This is a genomic window from Streptomyces sp. NPDC127177, from assembly GCF_042672475.1.
Lineage (GTDB): Bacteria > Actinomycetota > Actinomycetes > Streptomycetales > Streptomycetaceae > Streptomyces.
Window position 1 is genome coordinate 73025 of record NZ_JBHXUW010000027.1, and the last position, 20839, is coordinate 93863.

Sequence of the window (20839 nt, forward strand, 5' to 3'; positions counted from 1 at the left end):
CGCGAAGTTCCGGTTTGCCTACGACTGATTGTTTCTGCGCGGTTCTGTTCTCTCTCGTTGCATCGGTGATCGATTGTGACTGTCTGTGAAGAGGTGGCTCGTGCGGCCGCTGACCCGAGTGGGGCAGCTCAACAGGACGTAACACCCGAAACGTCACAGGGTGGTCGGGAGGGTGCTGAAGATCCGAGGCGTCCGCACCCCGCACCCGGAGGTAGATGTGCCGCGTCAGCACGGACCCGGAGGAGTGGTGAGACCGAGTCCGCGCGCCATGGCCGCCGGGCTGATCTCGCTCCTGGCGCTCGTCGCCACCTCGCTCGTCGCGGGCCCCGCGGCGGCGTCGACCGGGGCGGCCGACGCCTGCGCGCTGCCCAGGACGCAGGCCCATCACTCGCTCGGGCTCGACGAGTGGAACGGCGCCTACCCGCGCCCCGACCATCCGCTCGACGCCGTCATGGTCTTCCTCTCGTTCCCGGACGCCCGGCCCGCCACCACCCCCGCCGAGCTCACCTCCGACTACTTCCCCGCCACCACCCGGTTCTTCCGGCACGCCTCGTACGGAAAGTTCACCCTGCGCCCGCACCCGCAGCAGCAGTGGATCCAGATGCCCAAGCCGTCGGTCTGGTACGGCATAAAGCGTGACTGGGCCAACGACCGGCGCAGCGCCTATCTGCGTGACGCCATCGACGCGGCCGACCCCCAGGTGGACTTCTCCAAGTACGACATCGTCTACCTCGTCGCCGACCCCGACGCCCCGGGCGTCGACTCGGACGCCACCAAGGTCGTCAACTTCGAACGGCCCCTGCATGCCGACGGTACGGACATCAGGCGCGTCGTCACCGTTTTCGAACAGCACCCGCCGGACCACAACGTGCTGGCCCACGAGACCGGACACGTCTTCGACCTGCCCGACCTCTACCACCGGCCCTCGGACGGCAAGGGCGACTGGGACACCTACGTGGGTGACTGGGACGTGATGGGCAGTCAGTTCGGGCTCGCACCCGACTTCTTCGGCTGGCAGAAGTGGAAACTGGGCTGGCTGGACGACCGGCAGGTGACCTGCATCCAGAGCGACCGCATCGTCACCCTCGAACCGATGGCTGCCGTGCCCGTGGCCGGTGCGTCCATCGGGACCCGGCTCGCGGTGATCAGGACGGGCGAGGGCAGTGCCGTGGCGATCGAGGCCCGCAGCGCCACCGGCAACGACCGGTCGACCTGCACCGAGGGTGTGCTGCTCTACCGGATCCGCAACGAGACCCCGTCGGGCGGCGGGCCGGTCGACGTCATCGACACCCACCCCGACACGGCGGCCTGCTGGGAGCAGTCGGTCTACCCGCCGCTCGCGGACGCCCCGCTGCGGGTCGGCGAGACGTTCTCCGTACCCGGCGGACACACCACGATCGAGGTCTCCGACCGGACCCCGTCGGGCGCCTGGACGGTCCGGATCACCCCCGGGACATAACGCCTCCCGGGCCGCCCGCGGGCCACGACGAAGAAGCCCCCTCGCTCTCGCGAGGGGGCTCCTTCTGTCTGTGCGCCGCCAGGGACTCGAACCCCGGACCCGCTGATTAAGAGTCAGCTGCTCTAACCAACTGAGCTAGCGGCGCCTGCTGACGTCGTAGACCTTAGCACCCTGATCGGCGGGAGGAAAAATCGAAATCCGGGGCCCCGAAGAGGGCGCGGACCGGGCCACTCGCACACATGCCCACAGCAGTACGTCCGGCCCCGGCAGCCACGGGCTGCGGGTGTCCGGGGCGACCACCCAGCGGGGGCCCGAAGTATCCGGTCCGCAGGTCAGGGGCGGCACGGTCACCGCGTCCCCGGTGCCGTGGCAGAGCAGCGGAGGCACCTTGCGCTCGCCGTCGTCCTGCCCCGGAGCGGCCCGGCCGGCCCGGGAGGCGGGGCCCCCTCCCCACTCCTCCCAGTCCAGCAGCGAGGGCAGCCGCTGGGCCGTCCCGGGGGAGGCGAACAGCAGCATCCGGCCGCGGTGCGTGGCGACCGGACCCGAGCCCGGACCGTCCGCCCAGAGGTGCTCCAGCATCCGCCGCCCGAACAGCGTCGGCACGTTCACCACGTCGAAGGACGAACCGCACGGCAGCACCCCGGGAGCGGACGGGTGCGACTCCCACTGGGCCAGCGCGCTGCGTGGATACGCCGCGGCACCGGCCAGCCAGGCGGCACCGGCCGCGGTGACCTGAGCGGTCTGGTTCCCGGCCTGTTCGCGCAGGACGGCGAAGATGTCGGCGTCCCGGTAGGGGCCGTCGCCGTGATGCAGGGTCGTTTCGTCTGGCAGCCATGCGGTCATATGCACAGGTCTACCGGGAGTGATCGGCCGGATTCCCAGAGTTGCGGGAAACCGGGACAGCTCGGGGTGGTGAGGGGTATCTTGCCCCCAGGCATATGCCAGTGGTTCTACCCGCAGTCAGCACCCGCTCCCCGACTTCCACCGACGCCGGGGCCTCGGGTCGTTCAGTGGACGTCAGGGCCTCGGGTCGTTCAGCAGGCTCCTGCCGAACTCGACCATCTTCTTCGCGTAGTCCTCGGTCCACTCCGCCCGCCGCGCGATGTCCGCGGTGGTCAGCCGGTCGAACCGGCGCGGATCGGCCAGCTGGGCGGCCGCGATCGCCTGGTACTCGACCGCCCGGTCCGTCGCCGCGCGGAAGGCCAGCGCCAGCTCGGTCGAACGGCTCAGCAGCTCCTTCGGGTCCTCCATCGACTCCAGGTCGAAGAAGTGCTCAGGATCGGCGACCGCCGCCGACGGTTCGAAGAGCAGGGGTGCGGGGCGCAGCCGCTGCTGCTCGTTCCGCTCGGGTTGTGCCATGTGGTTGTTCCTCCTCCGGTGGGCCCGACGGCCACCCTCTATTGTCCAACCCGCCGCAAGGGCGCCCGGCGTGCGGTGCGGACGACCCCGCCGCGCGGCGCCCCCGCCGTCAACGTCCCCATGGCACGCGGTGTTCCGCCAGATGCGCCAGCACCCGGTGATTGGCCTCCCAGCCGTCCGGGAACTTCACCGTCACACCCAGCTGGACCGGCTCCGTCGACGGGTGCTCGTCCAGCAGTTCGGCCACCCCCGCTCGGCACACCACGATGCAGGCGTGCCGGTGCCGGGAGGCCAGCACGCACAGCCGGCCCGTCTCCAGATGGAACGCCGTGGCGTCGGGCCGTCCGGACAGCGGGTGCAGGACCACCGTCACATCGAACTCGCGGCCCTGGAGCCGGTTCGCGGTGTCCACCGCCACGCCGGTCACCCCCAGCTCAGCGAGCGCCGCCCGCACCGCCGCCGCCTGATCGCGGTGGGCCGTGCCGACCGCCACCCGGTCCGCCGTCACCGGGGCCGGGTCCGGGGAACGCTCGCTGGTGGCCGCGCCGCCCCGGTCCAGGAGTCGGCGCACCACCGTGGCCACCGCCCGGACGGCCTCGGGGTCCGTGCGCGGGGTGTGCCGGGCGGGCAGCTCCAGCAGACCCCAGCCGGACTCCGCCGCCTCGTCCAGCACCCGGTCGGCCGCCGAACCGTCGGACCCGACACCGAACGACAGAAGCCGGTCCCCGTGGTCCGTACCGCTGCGGAACGGTGTGTACGGGTAGAACGCGTCCGAGACCAGTTGCGCGGCCGACGCGGGCAGCCGCCAGGAGACCGGGAGCCGCCGCTGCGGCAGCTCCGGATTGTGCGCCAGCAGGGTGGTGACCGCGCTCGCCGACGGGTCGTAGCTCAGTCCCGCCCACTGGTCGGCGCCCACGATCGAGAACGGGTCCAACTGGCCCGGATCGCCCACGAACAGCGCCCGTTCGAAGAGTCCGGCGACGGCCAGCAGCGCGTCCGAACGCATCTGGTACGCCTCGTCGACGATCGCGTGCCCCCACGGCTCGACGTTCTTCACGTGCGCCCACTTGGCCGCCGTGGAGATGACGATGTCCAGCCCCGCCAGATCCGCCGCCTTCGCCGACTTGCGTACGTTGTCCAGCCCGTCCAGCACCTTGTCGTACGGGTCGGAGTCGTTGCTGTGCAGCCGGCCGACCGGCAGCCCCGGGTCCTTCTCGGCCAGCCGGACCACCAGGTCGTCGACCTGGGCGTTCGTCTGCGCGACGACCATCAGCGGGCGCCCGGCCGCGGCCAGCTCCAGCGCGGCCCGGACCACGAGGGTCGACTTGCCGGCACCGGGCGGGGAGTCCACCACGATGCCGCGGGCCGTGCCGTTCAGCGTGTCGTCCAGGATCTGGGAGGTGGCCCGGCCCGCCGCCGCACCCGGGTCGAATCCGTCGCTCACAGCACGTCCTCCGGGGTCACGAGGTCAGGGCGCTCGGCGGCCGGGGCTGCGCCCGGCGGACCGCCGTGGGTCCACGGGGTCTCCTCCGCGTCCGGCAGCTTCGGGCCGCCGCGCTGATCGTGCTCGAAGAGGGTCCAGGCGATCCGGTCACCCGGCTCCGGCACCGAGCCCGGAGCCGGCTCCCTGCCCCGGCCCATCCGGTCGGTGATCCGCAGCACCAGCACGGGCGACGCGCCCTCCTCCTGCGGCCCGTACCCGGCGAACTCGGCCGTCTGCGGCTTGCCGTCCAGCGAGCGGTAGACCTTGACGCGGTCGGTCAGCTGAGGCCGCTCGTCGGTGCGGACGCTCACCAGCGGGCGCGGTGAGGGACGCTTCGACTCGCTGTACGCCATCTCCACGCCGGTCACCTCCCCGAGGAACGCCTCGCCCGCCAGCCGGCGGCCGGCCAGCACCAGCGGATCGTCCAGCGCCTCCTGGGCCTCCAGCTGTGCCTGGGCCGTCTCCCGCGAGGCGAGCTTGCGGGCCGCAGTCACCGCGTCGTCCCGGCGCGGCTGGGGCGGCTCACCCGACCGCACCCGGTCGCGGTGGGCGGTGAACGACCAGCGGTCGCGCGTCCACCGGTCCTCGGCCCTGGAGGCCTCGGGAAGCTCCCGCAGCAGGTCCAGGGCCCGCCACACGGCGTCCCAGGTCGGCCGCAGCACACCCGCCAGCAGGGCCCTCGTCTCCCGCTCGGCCGCGGTCAGTTCGGCGAGCCGGGCATCGGCCGCCAGACCGTCCTCGGCGGCGGCGAGCGAGGTGCGCGCGCGGTCGTACTTCTCGATCGCCGGAGCCAGCAGCCGGTTGTCGAAGTCCGGGTCGGTGGCCGGTCCGGCCGGAGGGCACAGCAGCTGCCCTTCGCGGTCCCGGGCCAGCTCGGCGCGGAGCGCCGCCTCGGCCCCCGACTCGCCCGCCGGCGGATCGATCCAGGCGAGCAGGGCGCCCAGGTGCTGGTCCTCCAGGCTGGACTGACCGGTCGCCCAGTGCCTGCCCAGGAGATCCGTGCCGGCCAGCAGCAGCGCGGAGCCCGGCACCCGGGCGCGCTCGCCGTAGTGCGTCAGCCAGCGGCCCAGCAGCGGCACCCGGGCGGGCGCCGGATACGGGGTGTCGGGGTCGTCGTCCGCGGTGCGCCGGAACCGCATGGAGCGGCCGAGCAGCCGGACGAACTCGATGCCCGCCCGGCTCGGCACGATCAGCTGCGCCGCGTCCGTGCACAGCTCCGTCTCGACCTTGACCTTCTTGCCGGTCGCGGGGTCCGTCTCGCTGCGCTCGGCGGGCTCGATCACATCGGCGTACGACTCGATGTGCGGCAGCACCGCCTCGGCCAGCTCCGCGAGGAAGGAGAACCGCAGATCCCGGTCGCGCGGCTGGGCCACGGCCAGCAGCCGGGGCGCGTCCCGGTCGGTGCCGACCAGGGCGCCGAGCGGGGCACCGGCCTCGCCCGCGGTGGTGAGCGGCACCAGGACGAGCGGCCGGCCGGTGAGATGCCGGTGGCGGACCGTGGCCGTCGGCTGCGCCCGGCCGCTCTCCACGGCCTCCAGCCTGGCCAGGGTGGTGATCAGCGACATGTGGCGCCGCCTTCGAGCGCCTCGGCGCGCAGGGCCGCGGCGCGGCGCAGGGCGGCGACCGTCGGATCCGCCGGATCGCCCTCCTTGCCCGCGGCAGCGGCCAGTACCTCACCGACGGTGGTCAGCCCGCCGAGCTCGCCCCGCACACTGCGGCCCAGGGCCTCCACGGCACCGGCGTCACGCGCCCTGCCCCGGCAGTGGAAGGCGAGCTCGCACGCGGCCAGGCACTCCGGCGCGTACGCCGCACCGACCGACTCGACGGCCCCGGCCAGCTCCTCGGGGGAGAGCTCCGGGTCGAAGGTGGTGCCCTCCGGCAGCGCCGCCGCGATGTCCTCGATCCGGGTGAGCCTGGTCAGCTGGCGGCGGGTGACCGCGCGCTGTTTGCGTACGTCGACGACGGAGGCGGCCGGCAGGTTGGAGAAGTCCTTGGGGCAGACCAGCAGCACCCGGTGGCCGACCTCCGCCCCGTCGGTGGCCCCGGCTACCCGCTCCAACGCGAGTACGTAGACCGCGGACTGCCGGGCGGCGGCGCCCACCTTGGCGGCGTCGGCGGAACCGTCGATCATGGGGAAGGACTTGATCTCGACGACCGTCCAGGTGCCGTCGGGGTGGACCACCACCGCGTCCGGCTCCAGATAGGCGGGCGACCCCGCCACCTCCAGGGCAAGCATCGGGTGGTCCAGCAGCGCCCAGCCGCCCGCACCCGTGGCCTCCCGCAGGGCCAGCGCGGTGCGCGCGGCGCGCCCCTCGGGTCCGGCGGCGGTCAGATCGGGCACCGCGACGTCCCGCGGCGGTTCGCCGCCGTCGCCGAGCCGCTCGTGCAGCAGGCGCATCAGCTCCGTACCGCCGTCGGCCTTGACCCTGGCCTCGAAGGCGTTGCCCCGGATGAAGGCGAACTGGGACTGGCCGAACGGGGCGGGTGAACCGAGTGCGGTGGCGAGGGCGGACTTGTCGACGCCCGCCCCGTCGAGCAGGGCGCGCCGCTTGCAGCCGGGGTTGGCGGCGAGGGCGGCCAGTGCGCGGGCGTCCAGCGGACGGGGTGCGACGGCCGGGCCCCTCAGCTCAGCGAGCCGCTGCCGCAGCGTCACCGCCCGCGGCTCTTCCCGCGGAGGCGGGGACGTCGGCCGGGGCAGGTGGACCGGCCGGTCCTGCGGCATCGGTGGGATCTGCGGAGGTGGTCCGCTGGCCGGGGATTCGCTCACCCGCGGAAGTCTTGCATCCGTCACTGACATCCGGGGACTTCGTGGCCGCGGTCACCCGTGCGAAGCGGGTCGCAACGGCGTTCGTGACCTGGTCGGCCAGGAGCGTCACGGGCCGGGCGAGCAGGGCGCCGAGCCCCATGACGGCCGCTCCGGCGACGGCGTCGAGGAAGTAGTGGTTTGCGGTGCCCATCACCACGAAGGTGGTGACCAGGGGGTACGCGATACCGGCGGCCCGTACGAGCGGGTGGCGCCCGTGGCGCCAGAGGAGGATGCCGCACCACAGCGCCCATCCGACGTGCAGGCTCGGCATCGCCGCGTACTGGTTGGTCATACCGCCCATGCCGCGCGGGGCGCTGGCCTCGGTGCCCCACCAGCCGTACGAGCTGTACTGCGCCATCGTGTCGACGAAGCCGTGTCCGGCGGCCAGCAGCCGCGGCGGACAGGTCGGCATCAGTGTGAAGCCGATCAGGCCGAGCATGGTGGAGGTCATCAGCCAGGTGCGGGCCCTGCGATAGGCCTCCGATCGCCTGCGGAACATCCATATGAGGACGCCGGGGGTGACCAGGTAGTGCAGTGAGGCGTACGCGAAGTCGGCGGGTATGCCTATGGAGGAGTGCGCGGTGAGCAGCCGGTTGAGCGGGTGCTCGAAGTTGATGTGGAGCGTCTGTTCCAGGTGCAGGAGGCGCAGTCCGTGGTCGACGGCCGCCGACACGTCCCCGCGCACCAGCAGTCTGCCGCCCGAGTACGCTGCGTACACCAGGGCGAGCAGCGGCAGCTCGGTCCACCAGCGGGGCCGGGGGCGCGGCTCGGGCGCGGTGGTGGCGTGCGGCATCCGGAAGTTCTCCATCACGTTTTCATGCGGCCGACGGCAGACGTTCAACCGTACGGTGCGGGTCGGCCGCGATTCCCCCGGGGGTGTCCTTCGACACCCCTCAGCCGCTCCGATGCGGCTGTGTTGAGAGGGACGCCGGTTCGGCCCCCCAGGTTGCCTCCCCGACATGTACGCGATGATGGAAATCCGGACGATCCGTTCCAACCGTTCACCTTTGATACGTCGGACGGTCACGTCCCCGTCGATGTCCAAGATCTCAGATCCACGCGTCGGAGATCTCAGTTTCAGGGAGAGCCGTCATATGGCACCGCGCATCCTGCTTGCCCGGCACGGACAGACGGAATGGTCCGTCAAGGGGAACCACACAGGCAGGACGGACATCCCGTTGCTCGACACCGGGCGCGCGGGCGCCAAGCTGCTCGGTGAGCGGCTGCACCGCGGGCCGTGGGCGGGTCTGCCCGGTGTCGAGGTCAGGACCAGTCCGCTCGTGCGGGCGGCCGAGACGTGCGAGCTCGCGGGGTTCGGCGAACGGGCCGAGCGGTGGGACGCGCTGATGGAGTGGGACTACGGGGCGTACGAGGGCATGACTCCGGCCGCGATCAAGGCGATCCGTCCGGACTGGTTCATCTGGCGCGACGGGGTGCCGGAGGGGGAGACCCTGGCCGGGCTTTCGGCCCGCGCGGACGAGATCGTGGAGTGGGCCCGTTCCGCCGACCGCGACGTCCTGGTCTTCGGCCACGGCCACATCCTGCGGGCGCTGGGGGCGCGGTGGCTGGGCGAGCCCGTCTCCTTCGCCTCCCGCATCCGGCTGGATCCGACGTCGCTGTCGGTGCTGGGGTGGGCGTACGGGGCGCCTGCCATGGAACGCTGGAACGACACGGGCCACCTGGAGCGGTAGCCGCGGGGGCGCGTTGCGTGTCCGTGCCCACTCGGCCCGTCCGGCCAACTCGGCCCGTCCGGCGTTTGAGGACGGAACCCTGTACCCCGGCCCGGGGTGAGCCACCTTCACCCTCAAACGCCGGGCGGGCTGTTTTCCGCGCCCCGGTCCGGCCGGAGGGTTCCGTCCTCATCGCCGGACGGGCCGAATTGGCCGGGACACGGGGGCTACGGCTTCGGGGGCGTCGTGCCGTGGCGGTCGAGGAAGTCCGTGATTTCGACCGAACCCCGGCCCCGCGGCCGCAGTACCGCCACCGCCCCCGCCAGCATCGTCCTGATCCGCGAGGACCGGACCTGGTCCAGCAGGTCCAGCACCTGGTGGCCGGTGGCCGCCGCCTCCTCGGCGAGGCCCGCACGGGCCAGGTCCGTGGTCAGCTCGGCCCGGTACAGCGCCATGTTCCGGGTGAAGTGCGGATCCTGCAGCCGCGTCGCGCGCCGGGCATGGCGCGCCGCACGCGACCAGTCACCCAGCGCCGACCAGCACTGCGCCTCCAGCATCTCGAGCTCCGCCTCGCGGAAGAAGCTCATCCACTCCGGGTCGGCCGCGGACGGCCCCTTCCCGAACGCGGTGTGCGCCCGGCCGAGCGCCCGCTCGCAGCCTGCACGGTCCCCGAGCCCCGCCCGGCCCCCCGCCTCCCGCAGGGAGAGCAACGCCGTCAGCCGGGGCGAACCCAGCGGCTGCGCGGCCCGCAGCCCCGCCTCCGCGGCCCGCACCGACTCCCGCGAGCGCCCCGTGTCCCGGGCCAGGAACGACGCGTTGCAGAACGCGTGCGCCTCCAGCGCCCGGTCCCCGGCGACCCGGGCGGTGGCCAGCGCCTCCGCGTAGTGCGAGCGGGCGTCGTCGAACCGGCCCGAGTCATGGGCCAGCCAGCCCACGGAGATGGCCAGTTCTCCGGCGCCGGAGTGCAGCCGGTCCGCCGTGGAGCCCCGGGGCGTGGTTCCGGAGTCGAGCAGCGCGTACGCCGCCCGCAGCGGCCGTGAGGCCCGCCGGTACAGGCCGTCGCCGCCGTGCCGGTCGTCCAGCAGACGGATCTGCCGCACCGCCTTCTCGACGGCGGTCACCTCCGTCTCGCCGACCCGGCGCTGCACGGGCAGGGAGACGGCGGTGGCCATGCCACCGAGGACCGGGCCCAGGGAGGCGGCCGCCATCGTGGTGGAGCCGCTCGTCATGAATACGCGACGCAGCACGTCGCACTCCTCGTCGGTGTCGCTGCCTGGCAGCGGGGAAGTGGGGGGAGCGGGAACATTCGCAGCGGTCCTGGCCCCCCTGCCGCGTACCGATTCGCGCGGCGAGAAGCCCAGGTCCGCCAGGTCCGCCCCGGGGAACATGTGCAGGAAGACCCGCTCGTACGCGTAGTTCGGACAGCGGATCTCGCCGGACTCCACGCGTCCGATGTACCGGGCGTCGCACGCGACCTGCTCGCCGATCTCGCGGGCGGACCTGCGTACCGCGGCAGCGAACTCCCCGGCGGAGCGCTGTCCGCGCAGCCGCCGGAAGGCGAGGTTGGGAACTGCCCGTGTCGACACCATGGCGGGACCCTCTCTGGTGCGAGCCGGGCGCTGTTTCCGGTGTCCCGGCGGAGCAAGAACGTACCTGCTGTGACAAGTCGAACACGCTGCGTTTACCAATAAAACAGACATCTTGCCCACGATCCGCCATGAACTGCCACCCTTTGCGGCGGTGCTGGGCCGTAGCCCTTGACGCGGTCGGCGCGTTGGTCCATGTGGAGACGGAGCCCGGCTCCGCCCGGCGATGAGAGGAGAGGTCCCTTGTTGCATCTCGACATGGCGACCGACTCGCGGACCACCGCGACGACGAGCGCGACGACGGCCACGCCCGGTCCCATGGCATCCGCCGAAGGCCCCGGCGGCCGGGACCGGACCCCCGGCGCCGAACCCCGCGACCTGGTGACCGTCCCCGCCAGGCAGGGGCTGGAGGCCGTGGACATCCTGCGCCGCGGCGCCGACCAGGAGGCCGTCGGCCCGGTCATCCACGACGGCCCCTGCGCCGTCCTCGGCTTCCTGGTGCCGCCCGGCACCGCGGAGGCCTGGGACGTGCCCGGCAGCGCCTGTACGCAGACCGACGGCCGTGGGCTGCGCATCCCCGCCGAGCCGTCCGTCTCCGGCAGCGGCTGGCTGCTGCCGCCCGGCGACGACACCGCGGTCACCGACCCGGCGGTGCTGCGGGCCGCGCTCGACCAGGCCGCCCGGCTCATCGAGGCGGCCGACAACTGCCGCTGAGCTCATAATGGCCGGACGGCGGGCACCCCGGAGCAGCCCGCCACGGCCGGTTCCGACCGGTCCCGGACACGATGAGCAGTGAGCAGGGACGAGAAGCAGTGGCACGTCGAGGAGCGGCCGGTGGCGCGGGCGACCGCAAGCAGCGCACGGACCGCAGGGCCGACCGCAAGGCCGCACGCGGCTCCGGCCCCGGAGCGCCCGGCAACGTCTCCGAACCGGTGGACGGCGGCCTGGCCGAGCTGGTGCCCGACCGGGAGCGCAGGCGCGCCTGGACCCTGACCATCGACGGTGCCCCGCAGTCCCACGTCGACCTCGACGACCCGACGTACCTCTCCTTCGAGTACCAGCGCCGGATCGGACACATCGCCGATCTCGCCGCCCCCGCCGGGCAGCCGTTGCACGTCGTCCATCTGGGCGGCGGCGCCTTCACGCTCGCCCGCTACGTCGCCGCGACCCGCCCCCGATCCACCCAGCAGATCGTCGAGGTGGACGCCGCCCTCGTCCAACTGGTGCGCCGGGAGCTGCCGCTCGACCCGCAGGCGAGGATCAGGGTCCGCGCCGTCGACGCCCGTGCCGGGCTCGGGAAGATCCAGGACGGCTGGGCGGACCTCGTCATCGCCGACGTCTTCAGCGGGGCCCGCACCCCCGCCCACCTCACCAGCACCGAGTTCCTCGCCGAGGTCCGCCGGGTCCTGAAACCCGGCGGGACGTACGCGGCCAACCTCGCCGACGGCCCCCCGCTGGCCCATCTGCGCGGCCAGATCGCCACCGCGGCCACCGTCTTCCCCGAGCTGGCCCTCGCCGCGGACCCCACCGTGTTCCGGGGCCGCCGCTTCGGCAACGCCGTACTGCTCGCCTCCGATGTGGCGCCGAAGGTCGCGGAGCTGACCCGCCGGGTGGCGACCGATCCGCACCCGGGGCGCGTCGAACACGGGCGTGCGCTCGCCGACTTCACCGGCGGCGCGGCCCCGGTGCACGACGCCGGGGCCAGGCCCTCACCGCCGCCGCCCGCCACCGCCTTCGACTGACGGCCGGCCGGGGGCAGCCCGCAGCGCCCGGTGACACGGGTGCGATGCCCGGAGCGGCTCAGGAGTTGATGATGTCCACCTGCGGCGGATGGTCGTTCCAGGTGCAGAACACCGAGACCGTCGTGCCGTCGTCCTGGGCGAAGTTCACCCGGATCCAGGTGGTGTTCGACCAGACCTGCATCGACCACCCCTGCTCGGGCGTCGCCGACACCAGCTTCGCCCGGTCCGCCCCCAGTTCGAAGACCACCCGGCCACCGTCCGTCGAGTAGCTCTTCGCCATGCCCGGGGGAGCGGTCGTGGCCGTGGCCGCGGGCCGCGAAGGGGCCGCCGGGGCGGCGTGCGACCGCGCGGGGGAGGGGCTCACCGAAGGCTTGGGGGTGGTACGGGGCGTGCTGCTGGGCGACGGCGACGGTTCCGGGCGGTGCGTCGAGGACGACAGCGTTTCCGTGGCGGCGCGGGCACTCGCGGAGATCGGCAGGGCGCGCGGCGGGTCGTACGCCGTCCCCGCCATCACGGTGTGCACACCCCACCACGACAGGGTGACCGCCGCGCCGGTGGCGAGCGACCACGCGAGAGCGTGTACGACTCCTCGTTGCATCGGCACATCCTGCCCCACGGGCACCCACGCTGTCCCACTACCGCCACCGGCCGGACTCCGGAAGGCCGGATGGCGTACGGTGCCGCCCATGCCAAGTGTGCTCGTGGTCGAGGACGACCAGTTCGTACGTTCCGCCCTCATCCGGCACCTGACCGAGGCCTCCCATACGGTACGGAGTGTCGGCACCGCGCTCGAAGCGCTGCGCGAGGTCGCCCACTTCCGGTTCGACGTGGTCATCCTCGATCTCGGGCTGCCCGATCTCGACGGGTCGGAGGCGCTGAAGATGCTGCGCGGCATCACCGATGTGCCCGTCATCATCGCGACCGCCCGCGACGACGAGAGCGAGATCGTCCGGCTGCTCAACGACGGCGCGGACGACTACCTGACCAAGCCGTTCTCCGTGGAACACCTCTCCGCGCGGATGGCCGCCGTACTGCGCCGCTCGCGCGCCGCGGAGGGCCGGGCGGCCTCCCCGCGCGTCATCCAGGTCGGCGGGCTCTCCATAGACCCGCTGCGGCGCCGGGCCGAGCTCGACGGAGCGGACCTCGACCTCACCCGGCGCGAGTTCGACCTGCTGACCTTCCTGGCCGGCCGGCCGGGCGTCGTCGTTCCCCGCAAGGAACTCCTCGCCGAGGTCTGGCAGCAGTCGTACGGGGACGACCAGACCATTGACGTCCATCTCTCCTGGCTCCGGCGGAAACTGGGCGAAACCGCCGCCCGGCCCCGCTATCTGCACACCCTGCGCGGAGTCGGCGTGAAACTGCAGCCGCCCGCCGCACCGGAGCAGCCCGCATGAGATGGGCGCTGGTCAAGGTCTGCCTGGCCGTCACCGCGATGGTCGTGGTCGCCTTCGCCGTACCCCTCGGCCTCGTCATCAAGGAGATGGCGAGCGACCGCGCCTTCTCCGACGCCGAACGGCAGGCGGCGACGATCGGCCCGACGCTCTCCATCACCACCGACCGGGCCGAACTCGAAAAGGCCGTGCTCACCACCGAACCCGGGGCCGACGGCCGGATGGCCGTCCACATCCCCGCAGCCGACGAGCCGGACCGCCGGGCCGTGGAGATCGGCAGCAGACGCGCCACCCGCAAGGACCTGGAGACCGTACGGGAGTCGGGGCGCGCCTCCATCACCGAGGTCACCGGCGGCTCCGCGCTGCTCCAGCCCACCGCGCTCGGCGCCGGAGGAACCGCCGTCGTCGAGGTGTTCGTGCCCGAGGGCGAGGTCTCCAACGGCGTCGCCACCGCCTGGCTGATGCTGGCGGGCGTCGGCATCGCGCTGATCGTCGGTTCGGTCGCCGTGGCCGACCGGCTCGGCGTACGCATGGTGGAGCCCGCCCGACGCCTCGCCGGGGCGGCGCACGACCTGGGCGAGGGGCGGCTCGGCACCCGGGTGCCCGAGGAGGGGCCGACCGAACTGCACTCGGCGGCCGTCGCGTTCAACTCCATGGCCGACCAGGTCGTCCAGCTCCTCGCCAACGAAAGGGAACTGGCAGCCGACCTCTCGCACCGGCTGCGCACCCCGCTCACCGTCCTGCGGCTCAACGCCGCCTCGCTCGGCGAGGGTCCCGCAGCCGAACAGACCCGGGCGGCCGTCGAGCAGTTGGAGCGCGAGGTCGACACGATCATCCGGACCGCCAGGGAGCAGCGTCCGCAGACCCAGGGGCCGAGCGGCGGTCCCGGGGCCGGCTGCGACGCCTCCGAGGTGATCCGTGAACGCATGGCCTTCTGGTCGGCGCTGGCCGAGGACGAGGGCCGCGAGGTGCGCCTGGCGGGGGTGGACCGTACGGTACGCATCCCGGTCGCCCGGCCCGAACTGGCCGCCGCACTGGACGCGTTGCTCGGAAACGTCTTCCGGCACACCCCCGAGGGCACCGCCTTCGCCGTGGACGTGCACCACAGCGGCGACGCGGTGATCGTGCTGGTCTCGGACGCGGGCGCCGGCATCGCCGACCCCACGGCCGCGCTGGCCCGTGGCGGCAGCGGCCGCGGCGGTGCGAAGGACGCGGTGGGCTCGACCGGGCTCGGCCTCGACATCGTCCGCCGGGTCGCGGAGTCCACCGGGGGCGATGTACGGATCGGGCGCTCGGTGCTCGGCGGCACCGAGGTGCGCATCTGGATCGGGCTCGGCGGACAGCGGCCGAAGGGGCGCGGGCACCGGGTCGGGCGGCAGCGGCGCGGAGTGACCCGCCGCAACACCGGGAGCCGATTCCGCTCCGGGGCGGGCCCGAACCTTTAGGGCGGCCGATGCGCTCCTTAAGCCCACCCTAAGAACATCAACTCGAACCCCAACTGCGGCATTTGCCGGATTCGGTGCCGCTAGCGTGCTGTCGCATCCCCCACTTCCGTATGACGAGGCAGGAACGCGATGGCCACCAGCACGCACCGGCGCACGGCGAGCACCAGGACCAAGGCGATCGGCGCGGTCGTCGCCGCGGCCGTGATCGGCGGGACGGTCTTCGCCCTCACCGGCACGGCCCAGGCATCGGCGGTCGGCGCCGCGTACACCAGGACCAGCGGCTGGACGGGCGGCTACACCGGGCAGTACGTCGTCACCAACGACACGGACCGGGCCAAGTCGGACTGGACCCTGGAGTTCGACCTGCCGGCGGGCACGAAGCTCAGCTCCCTCTGGAACGGCGAGCACACCGTCAGCGGCAGCCACGTCACCGTGCGGCCGGCGGCCTGGAACAAGGAACTGGCCCCCGGCAAGTCCGTCACCATCGGCTTCGTCACCAGCGCCGACGACGAGGCGGCCGACCCCACCGGCTGCCTCATCGACGACGCCAACTGCTCCGTGGACACCGGCGCCACACCGGAGCCCAGCGGCCGCCCCACCGAGACCGCGGCCCCCACCCCCACCGGCCCGGCCACCCCCACCACCCCGCCGGCCGGGACCGCGACTCCCACGCCGACCCCCACCACGACCGACGCGGACGACGGCGGCTCCGCCGCGAGCGGCGCGGGCTTCGCCCCGTACGTCGACACCTCGCTCTATCCCGCCTTCGACCTGACCGGCACCGCCACGAAGACCGGCGTCAAGGAGTTCAACCTCGCCTTCATCACCTCGGGCGGCAGCTGCGCGCCCCTCTGGGGCGGTGTCACCGGCCTCGGTGACGACCAGGTCGCCTCCCAGATCGGCGACCTGCGCGCGGCGGGCGGCGACGTCCGGGTCTCCTTCGGCGGTGCGTCCGGCTCCGAGCTGGCACTGAACTGCACCTCGGCCGACGACCTGGCCGCGGCCTACGGCAAGGTCGTGGACACGTACAAGCTGACCAAGGTCGACTTCGACATCGAGGGCGGCGCGCTGCCGGACACCGCGGCGAACTCCCGCCGCTCCCAGGCCATCGCCGAGCTCCAGAAGTCGCACCCCGGGCTGGACGTCTCCTTCACCCTGCCGGTGATGCCCGAGGGTCTGACCCAGCCCGGAGTGGACCTGGTCGCCGACGCGAAGAAGAACGGCGTCGACGTCGGGGCCGTCAACATCATGGCGATGGACTACGGCGCCTCGTACAGCGGCGACATGGGCGAGTACGCGATCCAGGCCGCCACCGCCACCCAGGCCCAGATCAAGGGCGTGCTCGGGCTCTCCGACGCGGACGCGTGGAAGGCCGTCGCGGTCACCCCGATGATCGGTGTGAACGACGTCAGCACCGAGATCTTCAAGGTCGAGGACGCCACACAGCTGGTGGAGTTCGCCCAGGAGAAGGGGCTCGGCTGGCTGGCGATGTGGTCGGGCACGCGGGACAAGGAGTGCGAGGGCGGTGCGAAGCCGACCGCGGACGCGACGTGCAGTTCGATCGCTCAGGAGCCGCTCGCCTTCACGAAGGCGTTCGGCGCCTACAAGTAGCCACCACCCCCCGCGCATCCCGGCCGGCCCCCACATCCCCCCACGCCCGGCCGGGGTGCGCCCCCATTTGCCCTCAGCCGCTGTCCTCGGCAGCCGCTGTCCTGGGCAGTGGGCGGGCTTGGTTCCCCCCGGTGCCGGTGCCGGTGCCGGTGCCGGTGCCGTGCCCGGTTCCCGGCGCATCGGGTCCGTCCGCCGGTCGGGGCAAGACGTGGCCGAAGGTGACGCGCACGGCCTTCGGCACGTGCCTGCCGCATAACGCACCGGCATGATCCGCACCTCCGGCTTCGGGGAAAGAACGCGGGAGTACTGATCGGCCCCCCTGGAGCGCACTCTCCCGTTCACCTTCCGGTGGGCGGTCCGGGGTGAAGCGGGGGTGGCCGCAGGTGTTTCGGGTGGCCGGAGGAAATCCCGTGAGATCGCCGCCGTTTCCCGGCCCCATCCCCGTGATCCTGCACCAACAGGCCTGTCACCTGCGGGAATTCGGGAACGAGGGATTCCGCATCCCCTGTCGGCCCGCTTTGGCAAGCCTCTGGCCGGACACGGTCTCGTGACTTGCAGGACACGCTCGCGCAACGGAAGCGTCTTCAACTCTTGACACCCACCCCTCCCAGGCAGCAACCTTCCGACATCGACGCATGGGAGCGCTCCCACATTGCATGAGGATTTCTTGTGCGAACGGCACTGCCCGTGTCCTCCCCCCTGAACCACCTGGCACCCGCACCCACCAGCGCGTATGCCACGCAGTCAGAACGCCAGTCCCACCCTGGAACAAGGAGTAGTGGAATGCGTATCACCCGCACCGTCGCCGGCCGAAGCCGCAAAGCCGCGGTTCTGGTCACCACGGGCCTGACAGCCTCGGCCCTGTTGCTGACCGGCTGCAGCAGCGACTCGGACTCATCGGACACGAGCTCCGATGCGAACGGGAAGATCACGCTGACCGTCGCCGACTACGGGCAGTTCGGCTACAAGGAAGCCGGCCTCTTCGCCAAGTACCACGAGCTGCACCCGAACATCACGGTCAAGGAAGACACCACGGCCGAGGAGAAGAACTACTACCCCAAGCTGCTCCAGCAGCTGAACTCGGGCAGTGGGCTGGCCGACGTCCAGGGCCTCGAGGTCGGGCGGATCAAGGAGGTCGTCGACACCAAGGCGGACCAGTTCGCCGACCTCAGCAAGGTGATCGACGTCAACGACTGGGTGTCCTGGAAGGAGAAGCAGGCCACCACCTCGGACGGCAAGGTGATCGGCGCGGGTACCGACATCGGCCCGATGTCGCTCTGCTACAACACCGAGCTCTTCAAGAAGGCCGGCCTGCCGACCGACCGCAAGGAGGTCGCGGCCAAGTTCTCCGGTGGCTGGGAGGACTACCTCAGGCTCGGTGAGGAGTACAAGAAGAATGCCCCCGCCGGCACCTACTTCATGGACTCCGCGAGCGCGATGTTCAACGCCGTCGTCAGCTCGAACGCGAAGCAGTACTACGACGAGTCCGGCAAGGCGATCTACAAGGACAGCCCCAGTGTCAAGCAGGGCTGGGAGCTCTCCGCCGAGGCCGCGGACAAGAAGCTGACCCAGGGCCTCGCCCAGTTCGGCGACCCGTGGAAGGCCGCTCTGCGCAAGGGCACCATGGCCACCGTCGTCTGTCCCGCCTGGATGGCCGCCCAGATCTCGCTGGCCGCCGGTGACGACAACAAGGGCAAGTGGGACATCACCACCGCCCCCGGTGACACCGCGTCCAACTGGGGCGGTTCCTTCCTCGGTGTGCCGAAGTCCGGCAAGAACGTCGACGAGGCCGGCAAGCTCGTCAAGTGGCTGACCGCCCCCGAGCAGCAGGCCGCCGTCTTCAAGGCGACCGGTCTCTTCCCGTCCAACAAGGGCGCGTACGACCTGGCCGACGTGAAGACCGGCAAGCTCCCGTACTTCAACGACGCGCCGATCGGCGAGATCTACGCCGACGAGGCGAAGTCCATCCCGGAGACCGTCCTCGGCCCGAAGGACGCGGCGATCAAGGACAGCATCTCCACCCAGATCAACAACATGGAGCAGCGCGGCACCGACCCCGACAAGGCGTGGGACGCCGCGACCAAGGCCATCGACAAGGTGATCGGCTGACCGTTCGCAGCAGCGGGCGGCCCCCGGGCCGCCCGCACCTGCGTGTCCCATTCCGCGGGAGCGGGGCCGTGCCGGGCGCGTCCGGCGGCGGGCTTGCACGGGGCGACCGGGTACCTCCCGGCCGCCCCGTGGAAGCCCACCGCGCGCGCCCTCGGCCCGGGCTCCCGGACCCGGGTAACTCAAGCACTCCAGGGAAGGACTCCCGCTCGTGGCCACCTCGACTCCCACCCGGGACGCATACGCTCCGCCACCGCGCGGTTCACAGCACAAGCCGGTGAACGCCCGCCGGCAGACGTGGCGGAGCCGCCTCTGGCGGTTCGACGACAAGGCATCGCCGTACGCCTACATAGCCCCGTTCTTCCTCGTGTTCGGTGCCTTCGGGCTCTACCCCTTGATCTACACCGGGTGGATCGCCCTGCACCGGGTCGAGATGACCGGCATGAACCAGATGGAATGGGTCGGCTGGGAGAACTTCGACAGGATCCTGCACGACGCGGAGTTCTGGACGGCCGTCAGCAACACCTTCCTGATCGGTGTCATGTCGACGGTCCCGCAGCTGCTCGTCGCACTGGGCCTGGCCCATCTGTTGAACTACAAGCTCCGCGCCAGCACCTTCTGGCGGACGATCATCCTCACCCCGTACGCCACCTCGGTGGCCTCCGCGGCCCTTGTCTTCGCCCTGGTCTTCCGGGCCGACGGCGGCCTGCTGAACTGGGCGCTGCACTTCATCGGCCTCGGCCACACGAACTGGGCCAACGGCCACTGGACGTCCAAGATCACCATCTCGGTCATCGTGATCTGGCGCTGGACCGGCTACAACACCCTGATCTACCTGGCGGCGATGCAGGCCGTGCCGACCGATCTGTACGAGGCGGCCTCGCTGGACGGAGCCTCGCGCTGGCAGCAGTTCCGCAAGGTGACCATCCCCTCGCTGCGGCCCACGATCCTCTTCACGATCGTCATCTCGACGATCGGTTCCATGCAGCTGTTCGGTGAGCCGCTGCTGCTGGAGGGCGGCACGCTCGGTGCGACCGGCGGGAACGAGAATCAGTACGAGACGCTCAGCGTCTACCTGTACAACTACGGCTGGAACCTCGGGCATCTCGGTCCGGCCGCCGCAGTCGCCTGGGCGATGCTCGCCCTCCTGCTGATCATCGCCGGGATCAACTGGCTGTTCGGCCGCTTCGTACGCAAATCCGCGGTCTGACCGGGAGCGATATCCATGACCATCACCAGCCCCACCCAAGTTCCGGGGACCGCCCTCCCGGCACACACCGTGCACCGCGGCCCCAAGCGCCCGAGTCGTTTCAAGCCCGGCGCCGGCAAGCAGCTGAGCGGCGGCCCGTTCGCCTACATCGCGCTCGCCGTCGTCGGTATCGGCTCACTGCTGCCGCTGTACTGGACCCTGGTGGCCGCGTCCCACACCCAGGACGAAGTACTGGCCTCCACGCCGCCGTTCCTGCCGGGCGGCCGGCTGATGCACAACCTCGACGCCGCCTGGAACCAGGCCCATCTGGGCAAGGCGATCGTCAACAGCGTCATCGTCTCCAGCTGCATCACGGTGGCGACGCTCTTCTTCTGCACCCTGGCCGGCTACGCCTTCGCCAAGATGCGGTTCCGGGGCCGTGGCGGCCTGATGACCGCGGTCATCATGACCCTGACGATCCCGCCGCAGCTCAGCGTCGTCCCGCTGTTCATGCTGATGTCCGACCTCGGCTGGGGCGGAAGCCTGGAGTCGGTGATCTTCCCGACCCTGGTCAGCGCGTTCGGTGTGTTCTTCATGCGGCAGTACCTGAGCGAGGCGCTCCCGTACGAGCTGATCGAGGCCGCCAAGATCGACGGGGCGAACAACTTCCGTATCGTGCTGAGCATCGTGCTCCCGGTGGCCCGTCCGGCGATGATGGTGCTCGGCATGCTCACCTTCGTCCAGGCGTGGAACGACTTCTTCTGGCCCTACCTCGCACTGAACCAGCAGAACCCCACGCTCCAGGTGGCCCTCGGCCAGCTGAGCGCCTCCTACACCCCCGACCAGAGCATCGTGATGGCCGGCGCGCTGATCAGCACGCTGCCGCTGCTCGTGGTGTTCGTGATCTTCGGAAAGCGGATCGTCGGCGGAATCATGTCCGGCGCAGTCAAGGGCTGACCGCACGTCAACTCCCTTGTGCCGGGCACCCCGTA

General features: G+C 71.8%; 18 protein-coding genes and 1 tRNA gene. 10 read left to right on the forward strand and 9 right to left on the reverse strand.

All coding sequences use genetic code 11. The annotated features are described in order from the left end of the window. Window positions 1–244: 244 nt before the first annotated feature. Window positions 245–1459, forward strand: coding sequence for a M6 family metalloprotease domain-containing protein (locus ACFVJX_RS18535; RefSeq protein WP_384127650.1), 1215 nt, complete (start codon window positions 245–247; stop codon window positions 1457–1459). A 71-nt stretch (window positions 1460–1530) separates the two neighbouring features. Here ACFVJX_RS18535 and ACFVJX_RS18540 read toward each other — a convergent pair. The 7 genes from ACFVJX_RS18540 to ACFVJX_RS18570 form a co-directional block, all read right to left on the reverse strand. Then, a tRNA-Lys gene (locus ACFVJX_RS18540) sits at window positions 1531–1604 on the reverse strand. Next, window positions 1595–2302, reverse strand: a complete 708-nt coding sequence (locus tag ACFVJX_RS18545; protein WP_384127652.1) for a bifunctional DNA primase/polymerase — start codon at window positions 2300–2302, stop codon at window positions 1595–1597. Before ACFVJX_RS18545 ends, ACFVJX_RS18540 begins: the two co-directional genes overlap by 10 nt. A gap of 174 nt (window positions 2303–2476) precedes the next feature. Continuing rightward, on the reverse strand, window positions 2477–2818 hold the full coding sequence (locus ACFVJX_RS18550) for a hypothetical protein (RefSeq protein WP_384127653.1): 342 nt from the start codon (window positions 2816–2818) through the stop codon (window positions 2477–2479). A 109-nt stretch (window positions 2819–2927) separates the two neighbouring features. Next, entirely contained in the window at window positions 2928–4262 is a 1335-nt protein-coding gene (locus tag ACFVJX_RS18555) for an AAA domain-containing protein (protein WP_384127655.1), read from the reverse strand. Continuing rightward, complete coding sequence (locus ACFVJX_RS18560; protein WP_384127656.1) at window positions 4259–5866, reverse strand: hypothetical protein; 1608 nt, start codon at window positions 5864–5866, stop codon at window positions 4259–4261. The genes ACFVJX_RS18555 and ACFVJX_RS18560 overlap by 4 nt, the downstream gene beginning before the upstream one ends. Beyond that, the gene (locus ACFVJX_RS18565) at window positions 5857–7023 is read right to left on the reverse strand and encodes a hypothetical protein (protein ID WP_384127658.1); all 1167 of its coding nucleotides are present in this window, start codon (window positions 7021–7023) and stop codon (window positions 5857–5859) included. Before ACFVJX_RS18565 ends, ACFVJX_RS18560 begins: the two co-directional genes overlap by 10 nt. Then, complete coding sequence (locus tag ACFVJX_RS18570; protein ID WP_384127701.1) at window positions 6929–7900, reverse strand: phosphatase PAP2 family protein; 972 nt, start codon at window positions 7898–7900, stop codon at window positions 6929–6931. Before ACFVJX_RS18570 ends, ACFVJX_RS18565 begins: the two co-directional genes overlap by 95 nt. Window positions 7901–8201: 301 nt before the next feature. Between ACFVJX_RS18570 and ACFVJX_RS18575 the strand changes: the two genes are divergently transcribed. Further along, window positions 8202–8798 (forward strand): histidine phosphatase family protein, encoded by a 597-nt coding sequence (locus ACFVJX_RS18575; RefSeq protein WP_384127660.1) that lies wholly within the window; start codon window positions 8202–8204, stop codon window positions 8796–8798. A 206-nt stretch (window positions 8799–9004) separates the two neighbouring features. Here ACFVJX_RS18575 and ACFVJX_RS18580 read toward each other — a convergent pair whose 3' ends face one another. Next, window positions 9005–10366, reverse strand: a complete 1362-nt coding sequence (locus ACFVJX_RS18580) for a tetratricopeptide repeat protein (RefSeq protein WP_384127662.1) — start codon at window positions 10364–10366, stop codon at window positions 9005–9007. Between the two features lie 243 nt (window positions 10367–10609). Here ACFVJX_RS18580 and ACFVJX_RS18585 point away from each other — a divergent pair, with 243 nt between their 5' ends. Together ACFVJX_RS18585 and ACFVJX_RS18590 are read left to right on the forward strand one after the other, a co-directional pair. Then, window positions 10610–11077 carry a hypothetical protein gene (locus ACFVJX_RS18585; protein ID WP_384127702.1) on the forward strand — a complete coding sequence of 156 codons (468 nt, stop codon included), beginning with the start codon at window positions 10610–10612 and terminating at the stop codon, window positions 11075–11077. A gap of 98 nt (window positions 11078–11175) precedes the next feature. Next, window positions 11176–12105: a spermidine synthase gene (locus ACFVJX_RS18590; RefSeq protein ID WP_384127664.1), complete on the forward strand. Its 930-nt coding sequence runs from the start codon at window positions 11176–11178 to the stop codon at window positions 12103–12105. Between the two features lie 58 nt (window positions 12106–12163). On the opposite strand, the gene ACFVJX_RS18595 is transcribed toward ACFVJX_RS18590, so the two are convergent. Further along, window positions 12164–12703 (reverse strand): hypothetical protein, encoded by a 540-nt coding sequence (locus ACFVJX_RS18595; protein WP_384127666.1) that lies wholly within the window; start codon window positions 12701–12703, stop codon window positions 12164–12166. 88 nt (window positions 12704–12791) lie between these two features. Here ACFVJX_RS18595 and ACFVJX_RS18600 point away from each other — a divergent pair, with 88 nt between their 5' ends. From ACFVJX_RS18600 to ACFVJX_RS18625, 6 genes are all read left to right on the forward strand, one after another. Then, the gene (locus ACFVJX_RS18600; protein WP_384127668.1) at window positions 12792–13499 is read left to right on the forward strand and encodes a response regulator transcription factor; all 708 of its coding nucleotides are present in this window, start codon (window positions 12792–12794) and stop codon (window positions 13497–13499) included. Then, complete coding sequence (locus ACFVJX_RS18605) at window positions 13496–14941, forward strand: ATP-binding protein (RefSeq protein WP_384127670.1); 1446 nt, start codon at window positions 13496–13498, stop codon at window positions 14939–14941. Before ACFVJX_RS18600 ends, ACFVJX_RS18605 begins: the two co-directional genes overlap by 4 nt. Window positions 14942–15070: 129 nt before the next feature. Beyond that, entirely contained in the window at window positions 15071–16552 is a 1482-nt protein-coding gene (locus ACFVJX_RS18610) for a cellulose binding domain-containing protein (protein ID WP_384127672.1), read from the forward strand. Between the two features lie 783 nt (window positions 16553–17335). Beyond that, window positions 17336–18661, forward strand: a complete 1326-nt coding sequence (locus tag ACFVJX_RS18615; protein ID WP_384127674.1) for an ABC transporter substrate-binding protein — start codon at window positions 17336–17338, stop codon at window positions 18659–18661. Between the two features lie 208 nt (window positions 18662–18869). Next, window positions 18870–19868: a carbohydrate ABC transporter permease gene (locus ACFVJX_RS18620; RefSeq protein ID WP_384127676.1), complete on the forward strand. Its 999-nt coding sequence runs from the start codon at window positions 18870–18872 to the stop codon at window positions 19866–19868. Window positions 19869–19883: 15 nt separating this feature from the next. After that, on the forward strand, window positions 19884–20804 hold the full coding sequence (locus tag ACFVJX_RS18625) for a carbohydrate ABC transporter permease (protein WP_384127678.1): 921 nt from the start codon (window positions 19884–19886) through the stop codon (window positions 20802–20804). The last annotated feature ends 35 nt before the right edge of the window (window positions 20805–20839 follow it).

What these genes read in the sequence shown, in the direction of transcription:
- ACFVJX_RS18615 (WP_384127674.1), top strand. Translation starts at nt 17,336, where the DNA reads ATGCGTATCACCCGCACCGTCGCCGGCCGAAGCCGCAAAGCCGCGGTT.
- ACFVJX_RS18570 (WP_384127701.1), bottom strand. Translation starts at nt 7,900, where the DNA reads ATGCCGCACGCCACCACCGCGCCCGAGCCGCGCCCCCGGCCCCGCTGG.
- ACFVJX_RS18625 (WP_384127678.1), top strand. Translation starts at nt 19,884, where the DNA reads ATGACCATCACCAGCCCCACCCAAGTTCCGGGGACCGCCCTCCCGGCA.
- ACFVJX_RS18550 (WP_384127653.1), bottom strand. Translation starts at nt 2,818, where the DNA reads ATGGCACAACCCGAGCGGAACGAGCAGCAGCGGCTGCGCCCCGCACCC.
- ACFVJX_RS18600 (WP_384127668.1), top strand. Translation starts at nt 12,792, where the DNA reads ATGCCAAGTGTGCTCGTGGTCGAGGACGACCAGTTCGTACGTTCCGCC.
- ACFVJX_RS18560 (WP_384127656.1), bottom strand. Translation starts at nt 5,866, where the DNA reads ATGTCGCTGATCACCACCCTGGCCAGGCTGGAGGCCGTGGAGAGCGGC.
- ACFVJX_RS18580 (WP_384127662.1), bottom strand. Translation starts at nt 10,366, where the DNA reads ATGGTGTCGACACGGGCAGTTCCCAACCTCGCCTTCCGGCGGCTGCGC.
- ACFVJX_RS18565 (WP_384127658.1), bottom strand. Translation starts at nt 7,023, where the DNA reads ATGCCGCAGGACCGGCCGGTCCACCTGCCCCGGCCGACGTCCCCGCCT.
- ACFVJX_RS18605 (WP_384127670.1), top strand. Translation starts at nt 13,496, where the DNA reads ATGAGATGGGCGCTGGTCAAGGTCTGCCTGGCCGTCACCGCGATGGTC.
- ACFVJX_RS18575 (WP_384127660.1), top strand. Translation starts at nt 8,202, where the DNA reads ATGGCACCGCGCATCCTGCTTGCCCGGCACGGACAGACGGAATGGTCC.
- ACFVJX_RS18595 (WP_384127666.1), bottom strand. Translation starts at nt 12,703, where the DNA reads ATGCAACGAGGAGTCGTACACGCTCTCGCGTGGTCGCTCGCCACCGGC.
- ACFVJX_RS18545 (WP_384127652.1), bottom strand. Translation starts at nt 2,302, where the DNA reads ATGACCGCATGGCTGCCAGACGAAACGACCCTGCATCACGGCGACGGC.
- ACFVJX_RS18610 (WP_384127672.1), top strand. Translation starts at nt 15,071, where the DNA reads ATGGCCACCAGCACGCACCGGCGCACGGCGAGCACCAGGACCAAGGCG.